The following is a 20,108-nucleotide window of genomic DNA, read 5'->3' as shown; positions in this document are numbered from 1 at the left end:
TCGGGGTGTCTGACCCATTCTACCGGGCGCATCCGCGCCCGGCGTTCAGCCACCGAGCCGATCAGGCCTCTCGCGCGACGGGCGCGGTCGTATTGCCCTCGCGGAACACGCACGTGAACCGCAGCGACGCAGCATCCCGTCCCTCGAGCATCGCCGCGACAGCATCGCCGGCCGCCCGCCCCTTCTCGGTCGAGGGCTGGATCAGGGTCGTCAGCGCGTAGGGGGCGAGGCCGTCGACGACCACGCCGTCGAACCCGGTGACGCTCACGTCATCGGGAACGCGGAGCCCCGCCTCCTCGGCGGCACGGATCACGCCTGCCGCGAGGAGATCGCTCTGCGCGATGACCGCTGTCGGATACGTGCGTGCGGCGAAGATCGCCCGGCCCGCCGCGAAGCCCTCGTCGATCGAGCTCGCCGCCGCGGCGTAGGCGGGGGCCTCGGGGTAGACGTCGCGGGCTCCGAACAGCCGATCGCGGGTGACGTCGACGCTGATCCGCGCCTCCTCGGCCGGCCTCATCCATCGCCCGGGACGCTCGAGACCGCTCGGCAGCGTCACGATCGCCACGCGACGGTGCCCGAGAGATGCGAGGTGGCTGGCCGCCTGCCGCTGGGCCTCGCGGTTGTCGAGACGGATCTGGGGCACGCCCTCGCCGGCGTCGCCCTCGATCACCACGACGGGGATGTTGCGCGCGCGCATCACGTCGAGCGACTCGCGCATCACCGTGCTGCACCCGATGAGTACGGCCGCGTCGATGGGCGCGGTCATGAGAGTCGGCTGCGCGTCGGCGAGATCCGGATCCTGGGAGTTGTCGCGCAGGAGCAGCACCCCGGCACCCAACTCGGCGACGCCCTCGGTGAGCCCGTCCATGACCTGCGTCGTCACCGGATCGAGGAACGCCGAGCTGAGCGGGGAGTCGAAGACCACGCCCACGATGCCCGACCGGCCGCGCCGCAGAGACGCCGCCCGCGGGTCTGGACCCGTGTACCCGAGTTCGGCGGCGGCGGTGAGCACCCGCTGGCGGGTGGCGTCCGACACCGGGGTCCGCCCGCTGAAGACCACCGACGCCGTCGATGGCGAGACGCCCGCGGTACGGGCGACGTCGGCGATGGTGGCTCGGCGCGCGCGCATCCCCCGATCGTACTCGCGCGCGTGACAATCATCGAATCGATTCGGTACGCTCCAGACATGGACACCGACCTCTCGCGATCGCAGATCGTGCGCTGGCGTACCGCGATCTTCGCGATCTTCCTGGCGAGCGGGCTCAGCATCGCGACCTGGGCATCCCGCGTTCCCGCCATCAAGCAATCGCTCGGCGTCGACAACATCCAGATCGGCCTGCTGCTGTTGGGAATGGGCGTCGCCTCGATCCTCGGCCTCTCGGTCGCGCCCATCGTGCTGGCGCGGCTGGGCGCGAAGAGAGGGATGCTGGGAGGGCTGCTGCTCGTCGCGGTCGGCGTCACGGTCATCGGCGTCGGCACCGACCTCGTGCACTCGTACTCCGTCGTGCTCCTCGGGCTCGCCCTGTTCGGGTTCGGCAACGGATCGGTCGACGTCATGATGAACGTCGAGGGCGCGGCCATCGAGAAGCAGACCGGGAAGACGATCCTTCCCCTCTTCCACGCGTTCTTCAGTTTCGGCACTGTGATCGGGGCCGGGCTCGGCGTCGCCGCGGTGGCGATGGACCTCGCGGTCGTCGTCCACGCGAGCATCATCGCCGTTCTCATCGTCGTGATCGCCGTCCTCAGCGTCGCGAACGTGCCTGCGCGCGAGATCACCGGCGACGAGCAGGCGACGAGCGCGCCGCAGGGCTGGCGCGACCGCCTCCACACCGCGATGTCGGCGTGGCGCGAGCCGCGCACCTACGCGCTGGGCGTGGTCATGCTCGGTATGGCCTTCGCCGAGGGCGGTGCGAACGACTGGCTGCCCCTTGCCCTCGTCGACGGCCACGACGCCGATCAGGCGCTCGGCGCCGCCGGCCTCGCCGTCTTCTCGATCGCGATGACCGTGTTCCGCGTCTTCGGCGGACCGCTCGTCGATCGATTCGGTCGGGTGACGGTGCTCCGCGTCCTCGCCCTCACCGCTGCCGCCGGCCTGCTGCTGTTCATCCTCGCGCCCACTCTGCCGCTCGTGTTCGTCGGTGCGGCGCTGTGGGGCGCGGGGGCCTCGCTCGGCTTCCCTCTCGGAATGTCGGCCGCCGCCGACGACCCCGCCCACGCCGCCGCACGTGTGAGCGCGGCCGCGACCATCGGCTACGTCGCTTTCCTCTGCGGTCCGCCGGTCCTCGGCTTCATCAGCGAGCACATCGGTCTGCTCGAGACGCTGTTCATCGTCGTCGGGCTGATCGTGGCATCCGGACTCTTCTCGGGCGCCGCGCGCCCGCTCGTCCCGACAGCTCGCGAGCCCCTCCCCGAGCACAAAATGTGACACATTCCGGCGAAGGACCCCATCAATTGGTGGGGGCATTCGCCGGAAAGTGTGGCGAACACCCCCCGCCTCGCCCGCCCGGCCGGTGCACTCCGACGGCGGCTCGTACAAGATGCTGAACGGGATGAGGAGCACTGGGAGTCCGAGTCTCGGGACGCCGTGGAGCTGCTCATCCGCGGCCTCATGGCAGTCTGACGTTCACCCGGCCCCATATTCTGGGTACGTGCGTCTCGTCATCGCCCGCTGCTCGGTCGACTACTCCGGCCGCCTCAACGCGCATCTGCCCCTGGCCACCCGTCTGCTCGTCCACAAGGGCGACGGGAGCCTTCTGGTGCACTCCGACGGCGGCTCGTACAAGCCGCTGAACTGGATGAGCCCGCCGTGCACCCTCACGCTGGAGGTGCCGGATGCTGAGGCCGCCGAGGACGGCGTCGTGCAGCAGTGGCGGGTCACGCACGCGAAATCGGGCGACGCCCTGATCGTTCGCATCCACGAGGTGCTCCATGACTCGAATCACGAGCTCGGCATCGATCCGGGACTCATCAAAGACGGTGTCGAGGCCGATCTGCAGCGCCTGCTGTCAGAGCAGGTCTCGATCATGGGCGACGGCCTGAGCCTGGTGCGCCGCGAGTATCCCACGGCGATCGGCCCGGTCGACCTGCTCCTGCGCGATGCGGCGGGAGGCACCGTCGCGGTCGAGGTCAAGCGACGCGGCGACATCGACGGCGTCGAGCAGCTGACGCGCTACCTCGAGCTCCTCGGCCGCGACCCTGGACTCGCCCCGGTGACCGGCGTCTTCGCCGCCCAGGAGATCAAGCCTCAGGCCCGCGTGCTCGCCGCCGATCGCGGCATCCGCTGCGTCACTCTCGACTACGACGAGATGAAGGGCATCGACTCCGGAGCCCCCCGCCTCTTCTGACCTCCGGCGGCCGGTAGCGTGGGAGTCATGCCCGAACGCTCCCCCTTCTCGTGCATCCTCTGGGATGTCGACGGCACCATCGTGGATGCGTCCGAGGGCATCCTCCGACGGTTGACCGCCACCCTGACCCACTTCGACCGGCGCCCGCCCACTCGTGACGAGCTGTCGCATTGGATCGGTCCGCCCATGTTCGAGTCATTCCAGGTGAACGTGGGCATGACGCCCGAGCAGTCCACCGAGGCCGTGACCTACTACCGCTCGCTGAACAAGGCCGAGGGCTACACCTCTAGTGCGACGCTCTTCGCGGGTGTCGGCGAGCTCATCCACGACATCGCCGCGGCGGGCATTCCCCAGGCCACGGCGAGCTCCAAGCCCGAAGTTCAGGTGACGGCCCTCATGGAGCACTTCGACCTCTCGCCCGCGTTCACCGCAATGGTGGGCGCGAGCCTCGACGAACGCACGCTGAGCGCCAAGTCGGACATCGTCGCCGAGGCGCTCCGTCGTCTCGAGGTCGCCGGTGTCGACACCGATCGCCCCGTGCTCATCGGTGACCGGCACCACGACGTCGAGGGCGGTCTCGAGAACGGGGTGCCCGTGATCTTCGTGCGCTGGGGGTTCAGCTGGCCCCACGAGTCGGAGGGGGCGCAGGCGGCCGTCGAGACGATCGACGAGCTGCGAGCCTTGCTGCTCGTCCCGAACGGCGAGCGCTGAGCCGACCGCTCAGCCCTGGCGGAAACCACACCGCGTTCGAGACGATCCGCACCGCCGCCGATGATCACGCGGCGATGCGGACCGCGAAAAACCCGCCTCAGCGGGCGGTGATTCAGATGGGGTTGATGTTCTCCGCCTGCAGGCCCTTCGGACCCTGCGCGACGTCGAACTCGACCCGCTGGTTCTCCTCCAGGGAGCGGTAACCCGAGGCCTGGATCGCCGTGTAGTGCGCGAAGACGTCCGCGCTGCCGTCATCGGGAGCGATGAATCCGAAACCCTTCTCCGAGTTGAACCACTTGACCGTGCCCTGCGTGCTCATTGCGTGCCGTTCTGCTGCTGCCGACGCCTTCTGCGTCGGTCCTCTGACACGCTAACGGTCGACGTGTCGTCGCCGAAAGGATGGTGACAGAAACGTTGCATGCGGTTACGGCGGCGAAACGCGCCCGGAAACCATACGACGCCCGGGCCGAGCTGAAGCTCTGAGGCCCGGGCGTCGACGGATCCCCCCGGATAGGCCACGCAATGCGTGACTGCGAACACTCTACTGATGAACGGAGTGTCCCGGCGACAGCATTTTCTGGGAATTTCTCCTGGGGTCGAGGCGACCTCCCGGCGTAGGGTGACGACGTGGACCCGATAGACCTTCGACACCTGCCCGACGACGGTGGAGCCACGATCTCCGAGCTCGTCGCGACGACCGCGGAACGCCCTCTGTACGTCCGCGTGGGGGCGGACGACGACGCATCCGCATCGCTGCTGTCGAAGCTCGGATTCATCGAGGTCTCGCGCACGGCCTCGTCCGTCCCGGGCAGCGAACGCACCGCCGAGGAGATCGTGCTCGCGCTCCCACCCACTCTGGAGTAACCGAGCGGGAATCACGCGGCACCCCGACAATGAGGGGGTGTCTCTTCAAGCCGGAACCAGGTCTTCGAGTTCGCTGACGTCGCCGACGTCGATCGGCGGCGCGCTCATCGAGCCGCAGACGATCGAGCGCCGCATCCTCGGCAGCCGCCGTTCCGCCCTGATCTTCGCCCTGACCGTGTTCGTCGCGACAGTGATCCCCGTGCTGTCCGTGCCGATCTCCGCCCTCGTCGCCACGCAGGGCCAGTGGGACTTCCCGGTACCGATGGCGCTCACACTCGGCCTGCTGGTGGCGGGGTGCGCAGCGCAGTCGGCGATGCTGCTCGTGAGCGATCGACACCCCGCTCTCGCCGTAGCCGGAGCGACGGCGATCTATCTCGCGCTCGCGATCGGACTGGGGGTGCCGAAGTGGCTCGTGCCGATGCAGGCGGTGATCGCGATCGCTCTGTTCCTGCTCGCCACTCGCACCACGGCGTTGAGGGGTCTGCTCTCCCTCGTGGTCGTCGTGGTCGTCCTCGTCGTGGGGATGCTGCTGTGGGTGCTCTCGCTGGGCGAGCCTCTCGGGGTCGCGATCGGTTTCATCGTCGCCGAGTCGATCGCCATCGTCGCGATCGCCGGCGGTGCCGCCGTGCTCGGGGTGTGGTGGGGCGCGCAAACTCGACGACTGCTGCTGGAGCGGCACCGCGCCGATACCGCTCGACGCGAGCACGAGAAGCGCGTGGAAGAGGCCCGCGGAAGAGAGCGGGCGAGGATCGCGCAGGAGCTGCACGACGTCGCCGGCCAGCACCTTGCCGGTCTCATCGCCCTCGCCGACGCCGCCATGAGCCTGGCACCGGAACACCCCGAGCGGGCTCTCGAACTCGTCGAGGACGTGCGCAACGAGGGCAGGTTCGCCGCGGCCAGCCTCGCGGGCGCCCTCGCCGACTTCCGAGCGGTGGGTGCCACGCCGATCGAGGCGACGCGCGACCTCCGCCGTGCCGATGAACTGGTCTCGTACTGGCAGAAGCGCGGGATGCCGCTGACCATTCAGTCGTCTGGTCCTCTGGAGGAGCTGCCCGCCGTCGTCTCCACCACCGCCTACCGAGCGCTGCAGGAGGCCCTGACCAACGCGGCCAAGCACGCGCCCGGCGCGGCGGTCCAGGTCGATCTCGCGCACTCCCCCGGGATGCTCGAGCTGCACGTGAGGAACGAGCCTCCGCGACCCGGCACCGAACCGCTCCCCGGCCTCAACCTGGGCTGGGGTCTGACCGGAATGCGCGAACACATCGACCTCCTGCGAGGCACAATGACCAGCGGCGACACCGCCGACGGCGGCTGGGGTGTTCGGGTGCGCATCCCGGTCGCACACATCGACTAGACGAGGAGACGCCGATGGGCGGCAAGACGACGATCCGCGTGCTGATCGCCGACGACAACCGCACCGTCCGCAAGGGCCTGCGTCTCCAGCTCGAGGGCGCCGCGGGGATCACGGTGGTCGGCGAGGTCACCAATGGGGTGGATGCCGTGGCCGCGGCGCGATCGGAACACGCCGACGTCGTGCTCATGGATCTGCAGATGCCGGGGATGAGCGGACTCGAAGCCACCCGCGAACTCACGACGTCGCCCGATCATCCGTCCGTCGCCGTCATCGTCATGACCAGCTTCGCGATCGACGGCTACGTCTCGGAAGCACTCGACTCCGGAGCTGTCGGCTATCTGCTCAAGAGCCACGACTCCGACGTGCTGCTCGAGGCGATCCACGCGGCCGCGCGGGGGCACGCCCTCGTGTCGTCGCACGTGACCGCCACCATGCTGCAGGAGTTCGTGCGCCGGGGCTCGTCGCGCGATGACCGGGCCATCGCCCATCGGCTCACCGCGTCGGAACGCCGGGTGGTCGCGGTGCTGTCGAAGGGCGTGACCAGCAGCGAGGCGATCGCGGAGCACCTGGGGGTCTCGGTGCACACGGTGCGCTCCCACATGCACTCCGCGATCAAGAAGGTCGGGCTCGAAGACCGCACGCAGCTTGCCCTGTGGGGAGCGCGCAACCACCTGTCCTGAAAATGCACCTCATACATATGTATGAAGTTCGACGACGAGTTTTCCGGTGGCGCAGGGGCGTCCGTCCGTTCGGTGTCGAGTCGCCGGGCCGCAACGCGGCGCCCCGGGAGCACCGCGTCACCCTGGCGGCCGATCCACCGCCTGCCCTTCGATGGGACCGTGATCGCAGACTGACCTGCGCGGGGTTCACGGTGACAAGGGGGGCTTGTGGACACCAACTATTCGGCGTTCGCGAACGCCCACCCACGGTTCTACGACGCACCGTCCCGAGCGGTTGCGGCGACCGGCCGATGCTTCGTCGTGCCGGCCGATCTCGACTGGAGCGGGTGGGACCACCTCGTCGAGCGGCCGTGGTCGTTCTGGCGCCCCCGGGGCTCCGTCCTTCCCGAGCAGGGGTGGAAGATGCACGTCGGCGCGACGCTGGAGACGGCCGATCGGATGCTGCGCGAGGCCGCCGCGTTCTGTCACCGCCGCGGGATCGCCTTCAAGTTTCTCGTCGACCAGGGCCAGCTCGAGCGATCCCTCAGCAAGGATGCCGACCGGTCGTCCGCGGGGAAGTTCCTCACCGTGTATCCGCCCGACGAGCGGTCCCTGCACGAGGCGCTCGTGGAGCTCGACGAGCGACTCGGTGGAGCCCCGGCGCCGTACATCCTTTCCGACCTGCGCTGGCGCGAGGGCCCGCTGTTCGTCCGGTACGGGGCCTTCGTGAAGCGGTGGGCAACGATCGACGGCGTGCCCGTCCTCGCGGTCCGTGATCTCGACACGGGGCGATGGCGGCCCGACGTGCGGTCGGCGGCATTCCAGGTGCCCACCTGGGTGCGGATGCCCGGCTTCCTCCGCGAGCAGCTGGGCGCGCTCGACCTGACACCTCCGGCTGGCCTCCCGACCATCACGGGAGCGCTGCACCATTCGAACGCCGGCGGTGTCTACGAGGCCACCGTCGGCGGCGCATCCGTCATCGTGAAAGAGGCCCGCCCCCACACCGGGCGCACTCCCGACGGCCGCGACGCGGTGACCCGGCTCCGCGACGAGGAGCACGTGCTGCGCGAGCTCGCGAGCCTCCCCACCCCCGACGTCGTCGATGTCTTCGAGGCCCACGGCCACCGCTTCCTCGCCATGGAGCGCATCGACGGCACGCCCCTGAACGCGGCCGTCGTCGCCCGCCACCCGCTCGTGCGGACCGGCGCCGACGCGGCATCGCGGGCGGAGTACCGCGACTGGGCGCTCACCGTGAGCGCCGCGGTCCGGCGCGCGATCTCGCAGCTGCACGCCGCCGGCTTCGTTCACGGCGACCTCCATCCCTGCAACGTGATGGTGCGGGCCGACGACTCCGTCGTGCTCATCGACCTCGAGATGGCACGAGACGTCTCGGCGCCCGATTCGGCAGGCATCGGCGTCCCCGGTTTCGTGCCGCCCGACGGCCGGGGCGGAACCGCACGCGATCTCTACGCGCTCGCCTGCATCGACCTCTTCGTCTTCCTCCCCCTCACGGCCCTCCTTCCCCTGGACGACGCGAAGGCCGCGCAGCTGATCTCCGCGGCCGCGGCGGAGTTCTCCCTCGACCCTGCCTGGGTCGAGCGCTCGGCGGGCGCCCTGGCCCTGCGCGACCGTGACCGCGCTCCGCGCAGCATCCACGACCCTGCCGAGACGACGGATGCTGCGCTGTCGCGCACGATCGACGGGGTCGTCGCTGCGGTGCGCGCCGACCTCGATCTCGGGCGCGACGACCGCCTGTGGCCGGGCGACCCCGCACAGTTCGCCGAGCCCGCGACCGGCGTCGCGCACGGGGCGCTCGGCGTCATGAGCGCCCTGCGGCTGGCCGGGCACGACGACCTCGCTCTCGAGCGGGCGTGGGTCGAACGCGCTCTCGCCCGCGAGCAGGCACCGCGCGCGGGGCTGATGGACGGCGCGGCCGGGTCGGCGTGGGCGTTCCGCCTGCTCGGCGATCGATCCGCAGCGCAGCGTGCGACGGCGTGGCTCGCCGCCGACGAGCTGAGCGGTCTCGGCAGCGACCTCTACTCGGGGCTGCCGGGCGTGGGTCTGGCGTTTCTCGCCGAGAGCGACGAGAGCCCCGCGATGCTCGATGCGGCGGTGCGCATCGCCGATGATCTACGCAGTCGTCTGGCCGACGCCGCACCGCAGACCCGCGTCGCGACCGGCCGCGGCGGGCTGCTGCACGGTGCGACGGGCACCGCGCTCTTCGCGGTGCGCCTGTACGAACGCACGGGCGACGTGCGCCACCTCCGGCTCGCGAGCGACGCCCTGGACCACGACATGGCCTCGCTCACCCGGTCCACCGACGCATCGCTGCAGGTGAACGAGGGCTGGCGCGTGCTCCCTTACCTGGGTCACGGGTCGGCGGGCATCGGCGCGGTGATCGCCCTCGCGCTCGCCCACCTCGGCGAGAGCGAACGCCATCTCGAGTCGCTCGACGGCATCGTGCGCGCGGCGTCAGCGCCGTTCGCGATCCAGTCCGGTCTCGTGCAGGGGCGGGCCGGTCTCATGCAGTTCCTGCTCCTCCTCGAAGCTGTCGGACGCTCCGACACCATGTCGACAGAGGCCCTGCACCGGCACGCCGCTCAGCTGCCCCTGCACTCTCTCTCCTCCCCCGATGGCATCCGATTCGTGGGCAACGGGCTACTCCGCGCATCCTGCGACCTCGCCACCGGGTCGGCGGGAGTACTCACGGCCCTGGTGGCCTACCGTGCACACCTTCGCGGCGAGACCCCCGTGCTGCTGGGTCTGCCGTACCTGCTCTCCCCCCGCGATATCGAGATGCGCTCGCTCCGGCGGCGCCCTTCGCAACGAGGGAGGTGAGATCCATGGGATATCTGTTGTCACTCCAGACGCTCGACGACGCGTCGGGCGAAGGGCGGGGAACACAGTTCGCCAGCACCTTCAGTGCCAGCGTCTGCGTGAGCACGGCATCGGCGTCGGTCTGCTGACATAGACGTCGGTCACGGTCGCGGGGAGTGGAGTCGCGAGGCGAGCCACTCCCCCGATCGTGGGCCCTCACTCATATGTATGAACTTCCGACGGCAATCTGCGACGGCGAGCGGATGCGGCGCACGACCGTCCGACGGAAGCGAGTCGGGCCCCATCCCGCGAACTCCCTTGTCTCCCCAGGCAAGTGGCCGCCTGCGCTGAGTTCTCGGCCGTCACCCGAGGGCCGCGATGAGCCCGATGTGTCCCCCATTCGGGGGACATGCGCGCAGCATCCGCCCTGACCTAACGTGCGTGGTGGACGGAGTCGTGACTGCGGACCTCGACCCGTTTATCGAGCTCGGACCTCCAGCCCGAGGTCCGAGCTCGTCAACGTCCGTGGCGGGTTCACGTGGGGTGGGTACGCCAAGGTCTCGAGGAGAAACATGGCCGACCTGACCGTTATCGACGACTCGCTCGTCGTGCGGATGGAAGGCGCCGTGCGGATCCTCTCTCAGGAGCGGGAACTCAGAATCCCGCTCGCGCACATCGTGGGAGTTGTGCGTGACCCGGACCCCTTCTTTCGGGTAGAAGGGGTCCGGGCATCCCCCGGCATCCATCGCGACGAAGACGACGACGAGAAGTCCTTCTGGGCGGTCGACGATCAGGCCAAGGCGATCATCGTCATCCTGCGCGACAACGAGTACGAGAAGCTCGTCGTCGATGTCGACGACCCCGACGCCGCGGTGCGCCTCATCGCGAACAGCCTGGACTGAAGGGCCGTGCGACGGCGTTGTGGGCCTGGCTCTGCCGCAGTCTGCGGCTGGAGAACAGTTTGTAGGGAGACACTACAAAAGCTCCGCGTGACCTGTTAGCCTCCCCGCTACCGCACTGATCCGGTGCTGTCGCCTTCTGTGAACACGCGTCGAGGGCGTTCGGTAAACGAACGGAGTTGTCAATGAAGATGAAGAAGAAGTTCGCCGGCGCAGCCATCGCTGCTTCGTTAGCGCTCGCACTACTTCCGGCACTGCCGGCGGCCGCAGGCGTATTGACAGTGGGCTGTACGAACGGCGGTTCGATGACGGGCGTCTCGAACACCACCACGGTCCGGTCTGTGAATGAGGTCAACTGCGGCACCGTGTACGTGCGAGCCCGCTATGGAACGCCTGGCGGTAATGCGTTCACGAATTACACGAGCAGCGCCTCCATAACGACGCAAAGCGGATTGCCGAATGTGAACCGAGGCGACCACTACGCGCAACGGCGAGCCCTGTTCTATACCACGCCGTGACCGTTCGATGCTCGATGACGGTGCAGCTCGCCGCCTTGGTGGCGGGCTGCACCCTCCTGCTGGCCGGCTGCTCGGGAGCACCCGCACCGCCATCCGAATGGAGCAGCCTGTACGGAGCCGACATGGCACAAGGCATCGAGATGTGGGCCCAGGAAGCTCCGATGTCCGATGCGCAGCGCGAGGATCTCTTGGACGGGCGTGTGACGGAGGCTGACGCCATGGCTGCCTTCGAGCGATACCGATCGTGTCTACGTGCGGCAGGCTACGAACCATTCGGGATAAAGCGCGACGGGCCGTTCATCAACTTCAGCATCCCTGCCGCCGCAGTCGAATCCGGCGTGGATGGGCCCTGTTACGCGAGTGAATACGCCGCCGTGGACACGATCTGGCAATCGGTCGAGAATGCTGACGTCGGGGACGAACGCACTCAGCTGGCGGAGTGCGTCTCGCAACTCGGACTCGACTTCGTCGCCAGCTCGGGCGCCGCCACGATGGACGAGATCAGAGCCGCCATTCAGGAGGCGGGGTACAGCGTCGACGATTGTGCCTGACGAGTGGCGGCAGAATGAGGTTCACCCGCGAGCGAGGAGGCTTGTGTGACGACCACAGACAGCACCCGCCGCGCGACGAGTCGCGCGCAACGGTTTGGTACGGGCCGAGTGATCGCACTCGTGGGGTTGTGGGTGGCGCCAGTCGTGGCGGTGGGGCTCGCAGTCCCGTTATCCGCAGCACTGGACGCGCGAAGCGTCGAAATCCCTGCCCCCCTCACAGTGACCGTGGGATCTCGAGAGGTAGACCGAGCAATCGCCGTCAACGCCGTCGCGACCCTCGCTGCGCAGCCGGAGATCCGTACCACCGCTGTGGGGGTGCTCACCGGCATTGGAGCGCCCGGCCCAGTCGTGTCCGGCTCTGAGGTCTTCGCGGTGAATGGGGTTGCCGTACTCGCGTACCGCGGACCGGTGCTGCACCGTGACTTGAACCGAGACGACCGCGGTGCCGACGTGGCCGCGTTGAGCAGCTATCTCTCTTCGCTCGGCCTGCTGGACCCAGCCTCTGGAGGCGACACGTTCGGTCCCGCCGTCCAAGCCTCGGTACGCGCCCTCCAGCAACGACTAGGTGTTGCTCAGGATGGCGTGTTCCGCCTGCAATACATCTCCTACGTTCCGGAAGGTGCGACAGAGATCGTCGGTGCGGTCGCTGAGTTGGGGGACCAGGTGAGCTCGGGCGACCCGATACTGGTTGCAGCCGCACCCGTCGAATCCGTCGTCCTCACACCGGTATCTGCCGGCAACCTCGCCGCGTACGACGGCGTCGACCTCGCGCTTCGCCTCGGGTCGTCGGCTGTCGACGTCTCGGGTGTCGAAGTGACCGGAGCAGAGGCCGCAGTTGTCGCTGCGGCGCTGGACGAAGCCGTGCGTACCGGAGCCGCCCGCGTCGAGATCTCGGACGGGGCTCCCTCGACGTACAGCGGCGGCATCCTCGTCTTGCGCGCGCCGGAGACGACGGGGACCGTGCCCTCAACGGCTGTACTCATCGAGGCGACCTCGGTGGCGTGCCTGCTCTCGGTGGGTCCGAGTGGTGGCCTGGAGGACCTCACTCCGCTTCCATTGACAACGGCGACCGCGGGAAACGAACTCGGAACGATCGTCGTCGACGAGGCGGCGATCGGCGCCCAGGTGGTGCGCGACGTGTCCGCCCTCGCGGAGAAGGACCGAACGTGCAGGTGATCGTGGCGGACGCGTCCATCGCGTTCGGCTCATTCACCGTCTTCGATGGATTCTCGGCTCGCTTCGAGGCCGGTCAGGTGACCGCGCTGGTCGGTCCCTCCGGAAGCGGGAAATCATCCTTACTCGCTGCGATGGCGGGGTACGTCCGTCTGCGCGACGGCTCTATCACGATCGTGGATCAGGGCACCTCCCTCAGTCCGCACGCGGACCTGGTGTCGTGGGTTCCGCAAGGGTCGAACGCGCTTGCTCGACGGTCCGTCCTCGACAACGTACTCATCGCCTCGCTGGCGGCCGGCTTGGCAATGCGCGAGGCCGTCGATGTCGCGGAGGACGCGTTGTCTCAGGTCGATCTCATGACCAGATCGGGGGAACAGGCACGACGTCTTTCAGGGGGTGAGTTGCAGCGCGTCGCCATTGCCCGCGCGCTCGCGTCCGGGAAGGATCTGATCCTCGCGGACGAGCCGTCAGCGAATCTCGACGAACGAAACACCAACGAGGTCGCGGCCATCCTCAACCGGCTGGTTTCCCGAGCCACCATCATCGTGGCCACCCACGACCCCATCCTCGTCAGCTCATCCCATGCCGCGGTTCACATGCGCCAGCAGGTCTCCACCGTTGGCTGACTCGTGGAGGTTCGCCGATCTGACTCGCGAGGCTATGCGGAACGTGTTCGGTCGAAGCGCGCGACTGCTGCCGGCTCTGGCCCTGGCCGGAGTGCTCGGTGGTGGGGCAGTGGGAGTGCTCACACTTGAGCAGTCGGCGCTGAACGCTCAGATCGCTGCCCTCACCTCGCAGGGCCGAGGGGTCGTCTTCATCGGCGGAGCCTCCCCGGACCGACCCGCCTCGATATCGCGGAACTCCTGCGAGGCACTCACGGAAGATCCGCGGGTCGAGCGCGCCGGCATCATCGTCGACGCAGGTCGAGCTGACGCCACGCCGTTCGCCGTCGATGCACCCGCTCGCCGTGCGTCAACGACCCTCTTTCCCGAGCTCGGGGAGGTAGACGTTCTTGTCGGGGACACCCTCGCCAGCCAACAAGGCCCCTTCCGAACGCTCGTTTACGACCAACCGTTCGACGCGATAGTGGCCCCGCCCTCGCGTGAGGGGACCGGGAGCGCCTTCACGCTGACATTCCCACTCCTTCCCGCGGACACGTCCGCCTCTCGCTGCGCGGTACTTCTGGACCCATTCGCCACGGCGTCCGAACTCACCTCAGACCTCATCGCCCAGCTCGAGGTCACCGGCAACACGGTGAGCGGCCAAGAAGTACTCGCCGCGGCGTCAGATCCCGTAGACAGCTACCTAGGACGGTTGGGTCGCTTCGCGCCAATGGCGTTCGGCGCGCTCGGAGGTTTTGCCACCGCCCTCATCACCCGAACAAGGACCAGCGAATTGGCCGTCTACCGTCTCTCCGGTACGTCAACGACCTCGCTGCTGACACTTCTCCTTCTCGAGAATCTTCTTCTCGCGGGCACCGCGGCAGCGGTGAGCGGCGCGGCGGCCTTACTTCTCCTGCCTCAGTTGTACGACCCCGCGACAGCAGCTGTCGGAGGATTCGCATTGGCAGGATGCTGGGCCCTCGTCGCGACGATCGCCTCGGTGGATATACCGTTCCGGCGCCCGACGGACCTCGCGAAAGACCGGTAGACCCGCACACCGGCGAACGGCGGCATCGGTTGTCCGCTGGGACCGGCCGCACCTTCGCCGAAACGAACTTCTGAGATCGTTGACGCCATGACAGAAGTCCTCGCCATCGACCTGGGCGGCACGAAGGTGGAGGCCGCTCTCGTCCGTGAAGACGGTGAAGTGGTCTCCGGCTCGCGGTTCCGCGCCGAGACGGGCGCGGCCGCCGCGCGCGACGCGGCGGTGGCGACCGAGGCGATCGGCACCGTCGTGGCGAGCGCCCTCGCGTGCGCGACCGACGTCGCGGCCGTCGGCGTCGGCTCTGCCGGCCCCATCGATCTCGGTCGCGGTGCCGTCAGTCCCCTCAACCTGCCCGCGCTCGTGGACTACCCTCTCGCCGACGTCGTCCGCGCCGCCAGCGGACTCGACCGCGTCTCCGTCCGCCTCGACGGGACGTGCATCGCTCTCGCCGAATACGCCTACGGAGCGGCGCGGGGCACCGCCAACGCGTTGGTCATGGTGGTCTCCACCGGCGTCGGCGGCGGCCTGATCAGCGACGGGCGACTGGTCAGCGGGCTCACCGGGAACGCCGGCCACCTCGGCCAGATGCTCATCGGTGATCCCGATCACGACCTCCGCGGCGCAACCGTGGAGGGTGTCGCATCCGGGCCGGCGACGATCGCCTGGGCCCGGTCGCACGGATGGTCGGGGTCGACCGGCGAGCAGCTCGCCGAATCGTACGCCGGCGGCGATGACGTCGCGCGGCGCGCCGTGCGGCGCTCGGCGAGGGCCGTGGCCTACGGCCTGGTGAGCGCCACCACTCTTCTCGACCTGGAGGTGGCGGTCATCGGCGCCGGCTTCGTGGCGGTCGCCGACGATTACGTCGCCCTCGTCCAGGAGCAGATCGCTCCCGCCGCCGTCAATGCCTACGCCGCAAAGCTGCGCGTGCAGGCGGCGGCGCTCGGTTCGCAGTCGCCTCTCGTGGGCGCCGCAGCGCTGATCCATCGCGCGGATCTCCTGGGTGCCCGACCCACCGAACGCTGAACGTCCCGCTCTCGCGCCCGTCTCCAGGCGGGACCCCCGCGTCCTGGATGTTCGAGTTCACGTGCCACCGTCAGTCTCCACACGGCCGCGCTCACGACCCTGGTGATTCAGGCAACGAAGTCGATCCTTCAGGCCCCAAAGCAAAGGGCCGGTAGAGGATTCTTCCCTCGACCGGCCCTTTTCGCACATTTGTTGAAAGGCAACTCTCACAAAAACTGAGAGCGCCCGTCTGTGCGCGAGGGGGGACTTGAACCCCCACGCCCTTGCGGGCACTGGCACCTGAAGCCAGCGCGTCTACCTATTCCGCCACTCGCGCGAGGCGCAGCATCCGAGATACCGCGCACTCAACTTCCCGAGAATATCACGCGCCGAGCCCTGCCGAATCGAGGAGGTGTACGAGACCGAGGATGCTGCGTCACGAACCCCACCCCTGAACGACATCTCGCATCGGTGCGGCGCTCGGTGAGACCGCCGAACACCCCCGCACACGCACGCAATGACGCGCGTCCACGGGGCATCCAGCCGCGGCAACTACGATGTAGCCACCATCTGCCTGCCCGAAGGAGTCTCGTGGGGCTACTCGACAGTTTCGAGAAGGGTCTCGAACGTGCCGTCAACGGCGCGTTCGCGAAGACCTTCCGCAGTGGCATCCAGCCCGTGGAAATCGCCTCTGCGCTGCGCAGCGAACTCGACACGAAGGCCGCCGTCGTCAGCCGCGACCGCATCCTCGCGCCGAACACGTTCCTCGTGCGGCTCTCCGCCGCCGACGACGAGAAGATGCGCGCCCTGGGGCAGACTCTCGTCGAAGAGCTCGACGGCCTCGTGAAGAAGCACGCCCGCACCCAGGGCTATTCGTTCGCCGGCCCGGTGACCATCACGATCGAACGAGATGCGAGCCTGTCGACCGGAACGCTGCGTGTCGAATCGCAGACCGCCAGCGTCGGCAGCGTCTCGTGGCGCGCGGTCGTCGACATCGACGGCAAGCGGCACCCGCTGGTCGCGGCACGCACGGTCATCGGCCGCGGAAGCGATGCCGACATCACCATCCCCGACGCGGGAACCAGCCGCAAGCACGTCGAGATCCTCTGGGACGGCGAGCGCGCCATGGTGCGCGACCTCGGCTCGACGAACGGCACGCAGCTGCAGGGCCGCAAGGTCACCGAAGCGCCGCTTCCCCCTGACGCCACCGTCACCATCGGCCGCACGAACATCGTGTTCCGCATCGTCGCCGAGGCATCGACACCGCCGCGACCGCCGGTTCCCGATGCGACGCGGGCCTTCGACACTCGACGAGGAGACTCGCGCTGATGGTCACCGACCTCACCTACCTCCTGCTGCAGATCGGCTTTCTCGTTCTGCTGTGGTTCTTCGTGTTCGCCGTCGTCTACTCGCTGCGCGCCGACCTCTTCGGCGTCAAGGTGCGAAAGATGCCCGAGCCGGCACCCGCTGCGGCTGCGCCGTCGGCACCGGTCGCACCCGGCCGTCCGAGCGACAAGACCGAGATCGTCAACGCCGCACCGCGCGCTTCGGCGGCACCCACCGGCAAGGCGACCACCGCGACCGTCTCACGCATCGTGATCACCAGCGGCCCCAAGGCCGGCCTCGAGCTTCCGCTGGGCACCGAGCCGCTGACGATCGGGCGATCCAGCGAGTCGGGCCTCGTCATCCGCGACGACTACACCTCGAGCCACCATGCGCGCCTCGTGCTGTGGGGCGAGCAGTGGATGCTGCAAGACCTCGATTCCACGAACGGCAGCTGGCACGCGGGCTCACGCGTCTCGTCGCCGGTGGCGATCGACGTCGGCGCGCCCATCAAGGTCGGCGCGACGACGTTCGAACTGCGGAAGTAAGCGGCGGACTCCTCACGATGGTCTTCCAGGGCTCGAGCGCGGCGATCTCGCACACCGGCAAGGTGCGGTCCAACAACCAGGACTCCGCGTACGCCGGGTCGAACCTCTTCGTCGTCGCCGACGGCATGGGCGGTCACGCCGGCGGCGATGTCGCGTCGAGTCTCGCGATCGCCCGCCTCGCCGAGCTCGACCGGCCCTACACCTCCACCGCCGAGGCCGAGCGCGCTCTGCGCGACAGCATCGCCGACACCGCCGTCGCCCTGATCGACACGGTCGCGCAGCGGCCGGAGCTCTCGGGCATGGGAACGACGGTGAGCGCCCTCATCATGGTCGACGACTACGCGGTAATCGGTCACATCGGCGACTCGCGCATCTACCTCTACCGCGACGACGCGCTCACCCAGATCACCGCCGACCACACGTTCGTGCAGCGACTGGTCGACTCGGGTCGCATCACGCCCGAGGAGGCGCGGTACCACCCGCGTCGCTCGGTGCTCATGCGCGTGCTCGGCGACATGGACCCCGATCCCGAGGTCGACACGTTCATCATGCCGACGCAGCCGGGCGACCGCTGGCTGCTCTGCTCCGACGGCCTGTCGGGTGTCGTCGACGACTCGCACACCGCCAAGGCGATGGCCGGCGGCCTCGCGCCCGGACGCACCGCCGACCTCCTCCTGCGGCAGGCCCTCGACGGCGGCGCCCCCGACAACGTCACGATCGTGCTCGTCGACGTCGGCGGACAGCATCCGGTCTTCATCGGCACCCCGACGATCGTCGGCTCCGCGTCGAACCCCAGCGGCATCGAGGTGCCGGCCGCACGGGTCGGGCGCAGCGGGTGGCTGCACCCCAACCGTCAGGCCGCGAACGAGCCCACCCACTTCGAGCCCGCCGCCGAGTTCCTCGAGGAGCTCATCGAAGAAGACCGCCGTCGCGCGCGGCTGCGGCGCGTGGGCTGGTTCGTCGGGTTCGCGCTCGTGGTCGCCGCGATCGTGGTCGGCCTGGTGCTCGCCTACAACTGGACGCAGACGCGCTACTTCGTCGGAGCCGACGACGACACGGTCGTCGTCTACCGCGGCATCCAGCAATCCATCGGCCCGATCACGCTCTCGACGCCGTACGAAGACACGCAGATCCCTCTGGCCGACCTGCCCGACTTCGACCGCGCGACCGTCGAGGGCACCATCTCGGCGCGCTCGCTGTCGGACGCGCAGCTGATCGTCGCGAGACTGCGCGAGACCTCGGGGGTGGGGGAATGATGACCACGGCCACAGACGGCAAGCCCACGACCGACACCACCGTCATGAAGGCGCTGCGGCGCCTGCGGGTGCCGCAGACGCAGCGCAACCGCGAGCTCGGACTGCTCGTCTTCGCGCTCGTGATCGTCGCGGGCGCCGTCGCACTCGTCGAGCTCGGCACCTCCGGCACCCTGAACCCGCAGATCTTCTACTACGCGGGCATCCCCGCGGCCCTGGCGATCTCGCTGCACATCGTGCTGCGGCTGCGGGCGCGCGCCGCCGACCCGTTCGTCCTCCCGATCGCGACGCTGCTCACCGGCCTCGGGATCGCCGAGATCTACCGTCTCGACATCGCGAACGACCGGCTCGGCTGGGACGCCTTCTCGGCCCGGCAGCTCGTCTGGGCGGCCATCGCCACCGCCGGAGCCCTCGCGATCGTGCTGCTGCTGCGCAACTACCGCGTGCTGTTCCGCTACACGTACGTCTTCGGCTTCGCCGGCATCGCGCTCCTGATGCTCCCCTTCATCCCCGGACTCGGTCTCGCCGGCGCCAACGCCAGCGTCTGGATCTCGGTCGGCGGCCTCTTCCAGTTCCAGCCGGGCGAGCTCGGAAAGATCGCCCTCGCGATTTTCTTCGCCGGCTACCTCGTTCGAACGCGCGAGAGCCTGACCTCCGTCGGCACCCGCTTCCTCGGCATGACGTGGCCCCGCGCGCGCGAGCTCGGCCCGCTCCTGGTGATCTGGCTGATCTCGCTCGGCATCATCGTGCTCCAGCGCGACCTCGGCACGGGACTGCTCATCTTCGGCATGTTCGTCGCCATGCTCTACGTCGCCACGGGGAAGACGAGCTGGGTCGTGATCGGTGTGACCCTCGCCGTGGCAGGAGCCGTGCTCGCCTCCCAGGTGCTCACCTACGTGGGCTGGCGGTTCGCCAACTGGCTCAACGCCTTCGACACCGAGATCATCGACCGCGTCGGCGGGAGCTTCCAGCTCGTGCAGGGCATCTTCGGCCTTGCTCAGGGCGGTCTCATCGGCACCGGGCTCGGCCAGGGCCGCCCCTACCTCACGCCCGTCGCGGAGAGCGACTACATCTTCCCGAGTCTCGGCGAAGAACTCGGCCTCGTCGGCGTCTTCGCGATCCTCGCGCTGTACATGGTGTTCGCCAGCCGCGGCATCCGCATCGGCGTCGCCGGTCAAGACGACTTCGGCAAGCTGCTCGCGGTGGGCCTGTCGTTCACGATCGCGCTGCAGGTGTTCATCATGGTCGGCGGCGTGACCCGGCTCATCCCGCTCACCGGTCTGACGACGCCCTTCCTCGCCGCGGGCGGCTCGTCGCTGATCGCGAACTGGCTGATCGTCGCGATCCTGCTCAGAATCTCGGATGCTGTGCGCAGCCGCCCCCGGGTGGTCATCGGATGAACGTGCAGCCCACCACGACCACGCACCGAACGACGAAGGGAGGCA

Annotated in this window: 20 protein-coding genes and 1 tRNA gene; 18 read left to right on the top strand and 3 right to left on the bottom strand. The window is 68.8% G+C overall.

Going from position 1 to position 20,108, the window contains the following annotated elements; all coding sequences use genetic code 11:
• Positions 1 to 61: 61 nt before the first annotated feature.
• Complete coding sequence (locus DEA06_RS05670) at positions 62 to 1,129, bottom strand: LacI family DNA-binding transcriptional regulator (RefSeq protein WP_116646999.1); 1,068 nt, start codon at positions 1,127 to 1,129, stop codon at positions 62 to 64.
• A gap of 57 nt (positions 1,130 to 1,186) precedes the next feature.
• Here DEA06_RS05670 and DEA06_RS05665 point away from each other — a divergent pair, with 57 nt between their 5' ends.
• From DEA06_RS05665 to DEA06_RS05655, 3 genes are all read left to right on the top strand, one after another.
• On the top strand, positions 1,187 to 2,425 hold the full coding sequence (locus tag DEA06_RS05665; protein ID WP_116646998.1) for an MFS transporter: 1,239 nt from the start codon (positions 1,187 to 1,189) through the stop codon (positions 2,423 to 2,425).
• 223 nt (positions 2,426 to 2,648) lie between these two features.
• The gene (gene nucS, locus DEA06_RS05660) at positions 2,649 to 3,344 is read left to right on the top strand and encodes an endonuclease NucS (protein ID WP_116646997.1); all 696 of its coding nucleotides are present in this window, start codon (positions 2,649 to 2,651) and stop codon (positions 3,342 to 3,344) included.
• 27 nt (positions 3,345 to 3,371) lie between these two features.
• Positions 3,372 to 4,055 carry an HAD hydrolase-like protein gene (locus tag DEA06_RS05655; RefSeq protein ID WP_116646996.1) on the top strand — a complete coding sequence of 228 codons (684 nt, stop codon included), beginning with the start codon at positions 3,372 to 3,374 and terminating at the stop codon, positions 4,053 to 4,055.
• Positions 4,056 to 4,167: 112 nt separating this feature from the next.
• On the opposite strand, the gene DEA06_RS05650 is transcribed toward DEA06_RS05655, so the two are convergent.
• Positions 4,168 to 4,374 (bottom strand): cold-shock protein, encoded by a 207-nt coding sequence (locus tag DEA06_RS05650; RefSeq protein ID WP_116646995.1) that lies wholly within the window; start codon positions 4,372 to 4,374, stop codon positions 4,168 to 4,170.
• A gap of 308 nt (positions 4,375 to 4,682) precedes the next feature.
• On the opposite strand from DEA06_RS05650, the gene DEA06_RS05645 reads away from it, so the two are divergent.
• From DEA06_RS05645 to DEA06_RS05600, 11 genes are all read left to right on the top strand, one after another.
• Positions 4,683 to 4,919, top strand: a complete 237-nt coding sequence (locus tag DEA06_RS05645; RefSeq protein WP_116646994.1) for a hypothetical protein — start codon at positions 4,683 to 4,685, stop codon at positions 4,917 to 4,919.
• Positions 4,920 to 4,956: 37 nt separating this feature from the next.
• Complete coding sequence (locus DEA06_RS05640) at positions 4,957 to 6,273, top strand: histidine kinase (RefSeq protein WP_116646993.1); 1,317 nt, start codon at positions 4,957 to 4,959, stop codon at positions 6,271 to 6,273.
• 14 nt (positions 6,274 to 6,287) lie between these two features.
• Entirely contained in the window at positions 6,288 to 6,953 is a 666-nt protein-coding gene (locus DEA06_RS05635; RefSeq protein WP_116646992.1) for a response regulator transcription factor, read from the top strand.
• Positions 6,954 to 7,160: 207 nt separating this feature from the next.
• Complete coding sequence (lanKC, locus tag DEA06_RS05630) at positions 7,161 to 9,770, top strand: class III lanthionine synthetase LanKC (protein ID WP_116646991.1); 2,610 nt, start codon at positions 7,161 to 7,163, stop codon at positions 9,768 to 9,770.
• A 551-nt stretch (positions 9,771 to 10,321) separates the two neighbouring features.
• Positions 10,322 to 10,651 carry a hypothetical protein gene (locus DEA06_RS05625; RefSeq protein WP_116646990.1) on the top strand — a complete coding sequence of 110 codons (330 nt, stop codon included), beginning with the start codon at positions 10,322 to 10,324 and terminating at the stop codon, positions 10,649 to 10,651.
• 182 nt (positions 10,652 to 10,833) lie between these two features.
• Positions 10,834 to 11,166: a hypothetical protein gene (locus tag DEA06_RS16345; protein WP_133241705.1), complete on the top strand. Its 333-nt coding sequence runs from the start codon at positions 10,834 to 10,836 to the stop codon at positions 11,164 to 11,166.
• 14 nt (positions 11,167 to 11,180) lie between these two features.
• Positions 11,181 to 11,717 (top strand): hypothetical protein, encoded by a 537-nt coding sequence (locus DEA06_RS05620; RefSeq protein ID WP_116646989.1) that lies wholly within the window; start codon positions 11,181 to 11,183, stop codon positions 11,715 to 11,717.
• Positions 11,718 to 11,825: 108 nt separating this feature from the next.
• Positions 11,826 to 12,893 carry a peptidoglycan-binding protein gene (locus tag DEA06_RS05615; RefSeq protein WP_165817936.1) on the top strand — a complete coding sequence of 356 codons (1,068 nt, stop codon included), beginning with the start codon at positions 11,826 to 11,828 and terminating at the stop codon, positions 12,891 to 12,893.
• Positions 12,884 to 13,516, top strand: coding sequence for an ATP-binding cassette domain-containing protein (locus DEA06_RS16510; RefSeq protein WP_165817935.1), 633 nt, complete (start codon positions 12,884 to 12,886; stop codon positions 13,514 to 13,516). The genes DEA06_RS05615 and DEA06_RS16510 overlap by 10 nt, the downstream gene beginning before the upstream one ends.
• Entirely contained in the window at positions 13,509 to 14,540 is a 1,032-nt protein-coding gene (locus tag DEA06_RS05605) for a hypothetical protein (RefSeq protein WP_133241704.1), read from the top strand. The genes DEA06_RS16510 and DEA06_RS05605 overlap by 8 nt, the downstream gene beginning before the upstream one ends.
• Positions 14,541 to 14,627: 87 nt before the next feature.
• Positions 14,628 to 15,560: an ROK family protein gene (locus DEA06_RS05600; RefSeq protein WP_116646985.1), complete on the top strand. Its 933-nt coding sequence runs from the start codon at positions 14,628 to 14,630 to the stop codon at positions 15,558 to 15,560.
• A gap of 232 nt (positions 15,561 to 15,792) precedes the next feature.
• On the opposite strand, the gene DEA06_RS05595 is transcribed toward DEA06_RS05600, so the two are convergent.
• Positions 15,793 to 15,876 (bottom strand) — tRNA-Leu (locus tag DEA06_RS05595).
• Between the two features lie 254 nt (positions 15,877 to 16,130).
• Here DEA06_RS05595 and DEA06_RS16505 point away from each other — a divergent pair.
• The 4 genes from DEA06_RS16505 to DEA06_RS05575 are packed head-to-tail and all read left to right on the top strand — an operon-like array spanning position 16,131 to position 20,063.
• The gene (locus DEA06_RS16505) at positions 16,131 to 16,868 is read left to right on the top strand and encodes a DUF3662 and FHA domain-containing protein (RefSeq protein ID WP_165817934.1); all 738 of its coding nucleotides are present in this window, start codon (positions 16,131 to 16,133) and stop codon (positions 16,866 to 16,868) included.
• Complete coding sequence (locus tag DEA06_RS05585; RefSeq protein WP_116646983.1) at positions 16,868 to 17,410, top strand: FHA domain-containing protein; 543 nt, start codon at positions 16,868 to 16,870, stop codon at positions 17,408 to 17,410. The genes DEA06_RS16505 and DEA06_RS05585 overlap by 1 nt, the downstream gene beginning before the upstream one ends.
• Before the next feature lie 17 nt (positions 17,411 to 17,427).
• Positions 17,428 to 18,666 (top strand): PP2C family serine/threonine-protein phosphatase, encoded by a 1,239-nt coding sequence (locus tag DEA06_RS05580; protein ID WP_116646982.1) that lies wholly within the window; start codon positions 17,428 to 17,430, stop codon positions 18,664 to 18,666.
• Positions 18,666 to 20,063, top strand: a complete 1,398-nt coding sequence (locus tag DEA06_RS05575) for an FtsW/RodA/SpoVE family cell cycle protein (RefSeq protein WP_116646981.1) — start codon at positions 18,666 to 18,668, stop codon at positions 20,061 to 20,063. Before DEA06_RS05580 ends, DEA06_RS05575 begins: the two co-directional genes overlap by 1 nt.
• Positions 20,064 to 20,108 lie beyond the last annotated feature (45 nt).

This window comes from Microbacterium sp. Gd 4-13 (assembly GCF_003095395.1).
Classification (GTDB): domain Bacteria; phylum Actinomycetota; class Actinomycetes; order Actinomycetales; family Microbacteriaceae; genus Microbacterium.
Note: the sequence above shows the minus strand (reverse complement) of the source record. Positions and strands in the feature narration are given on the sequence as shown.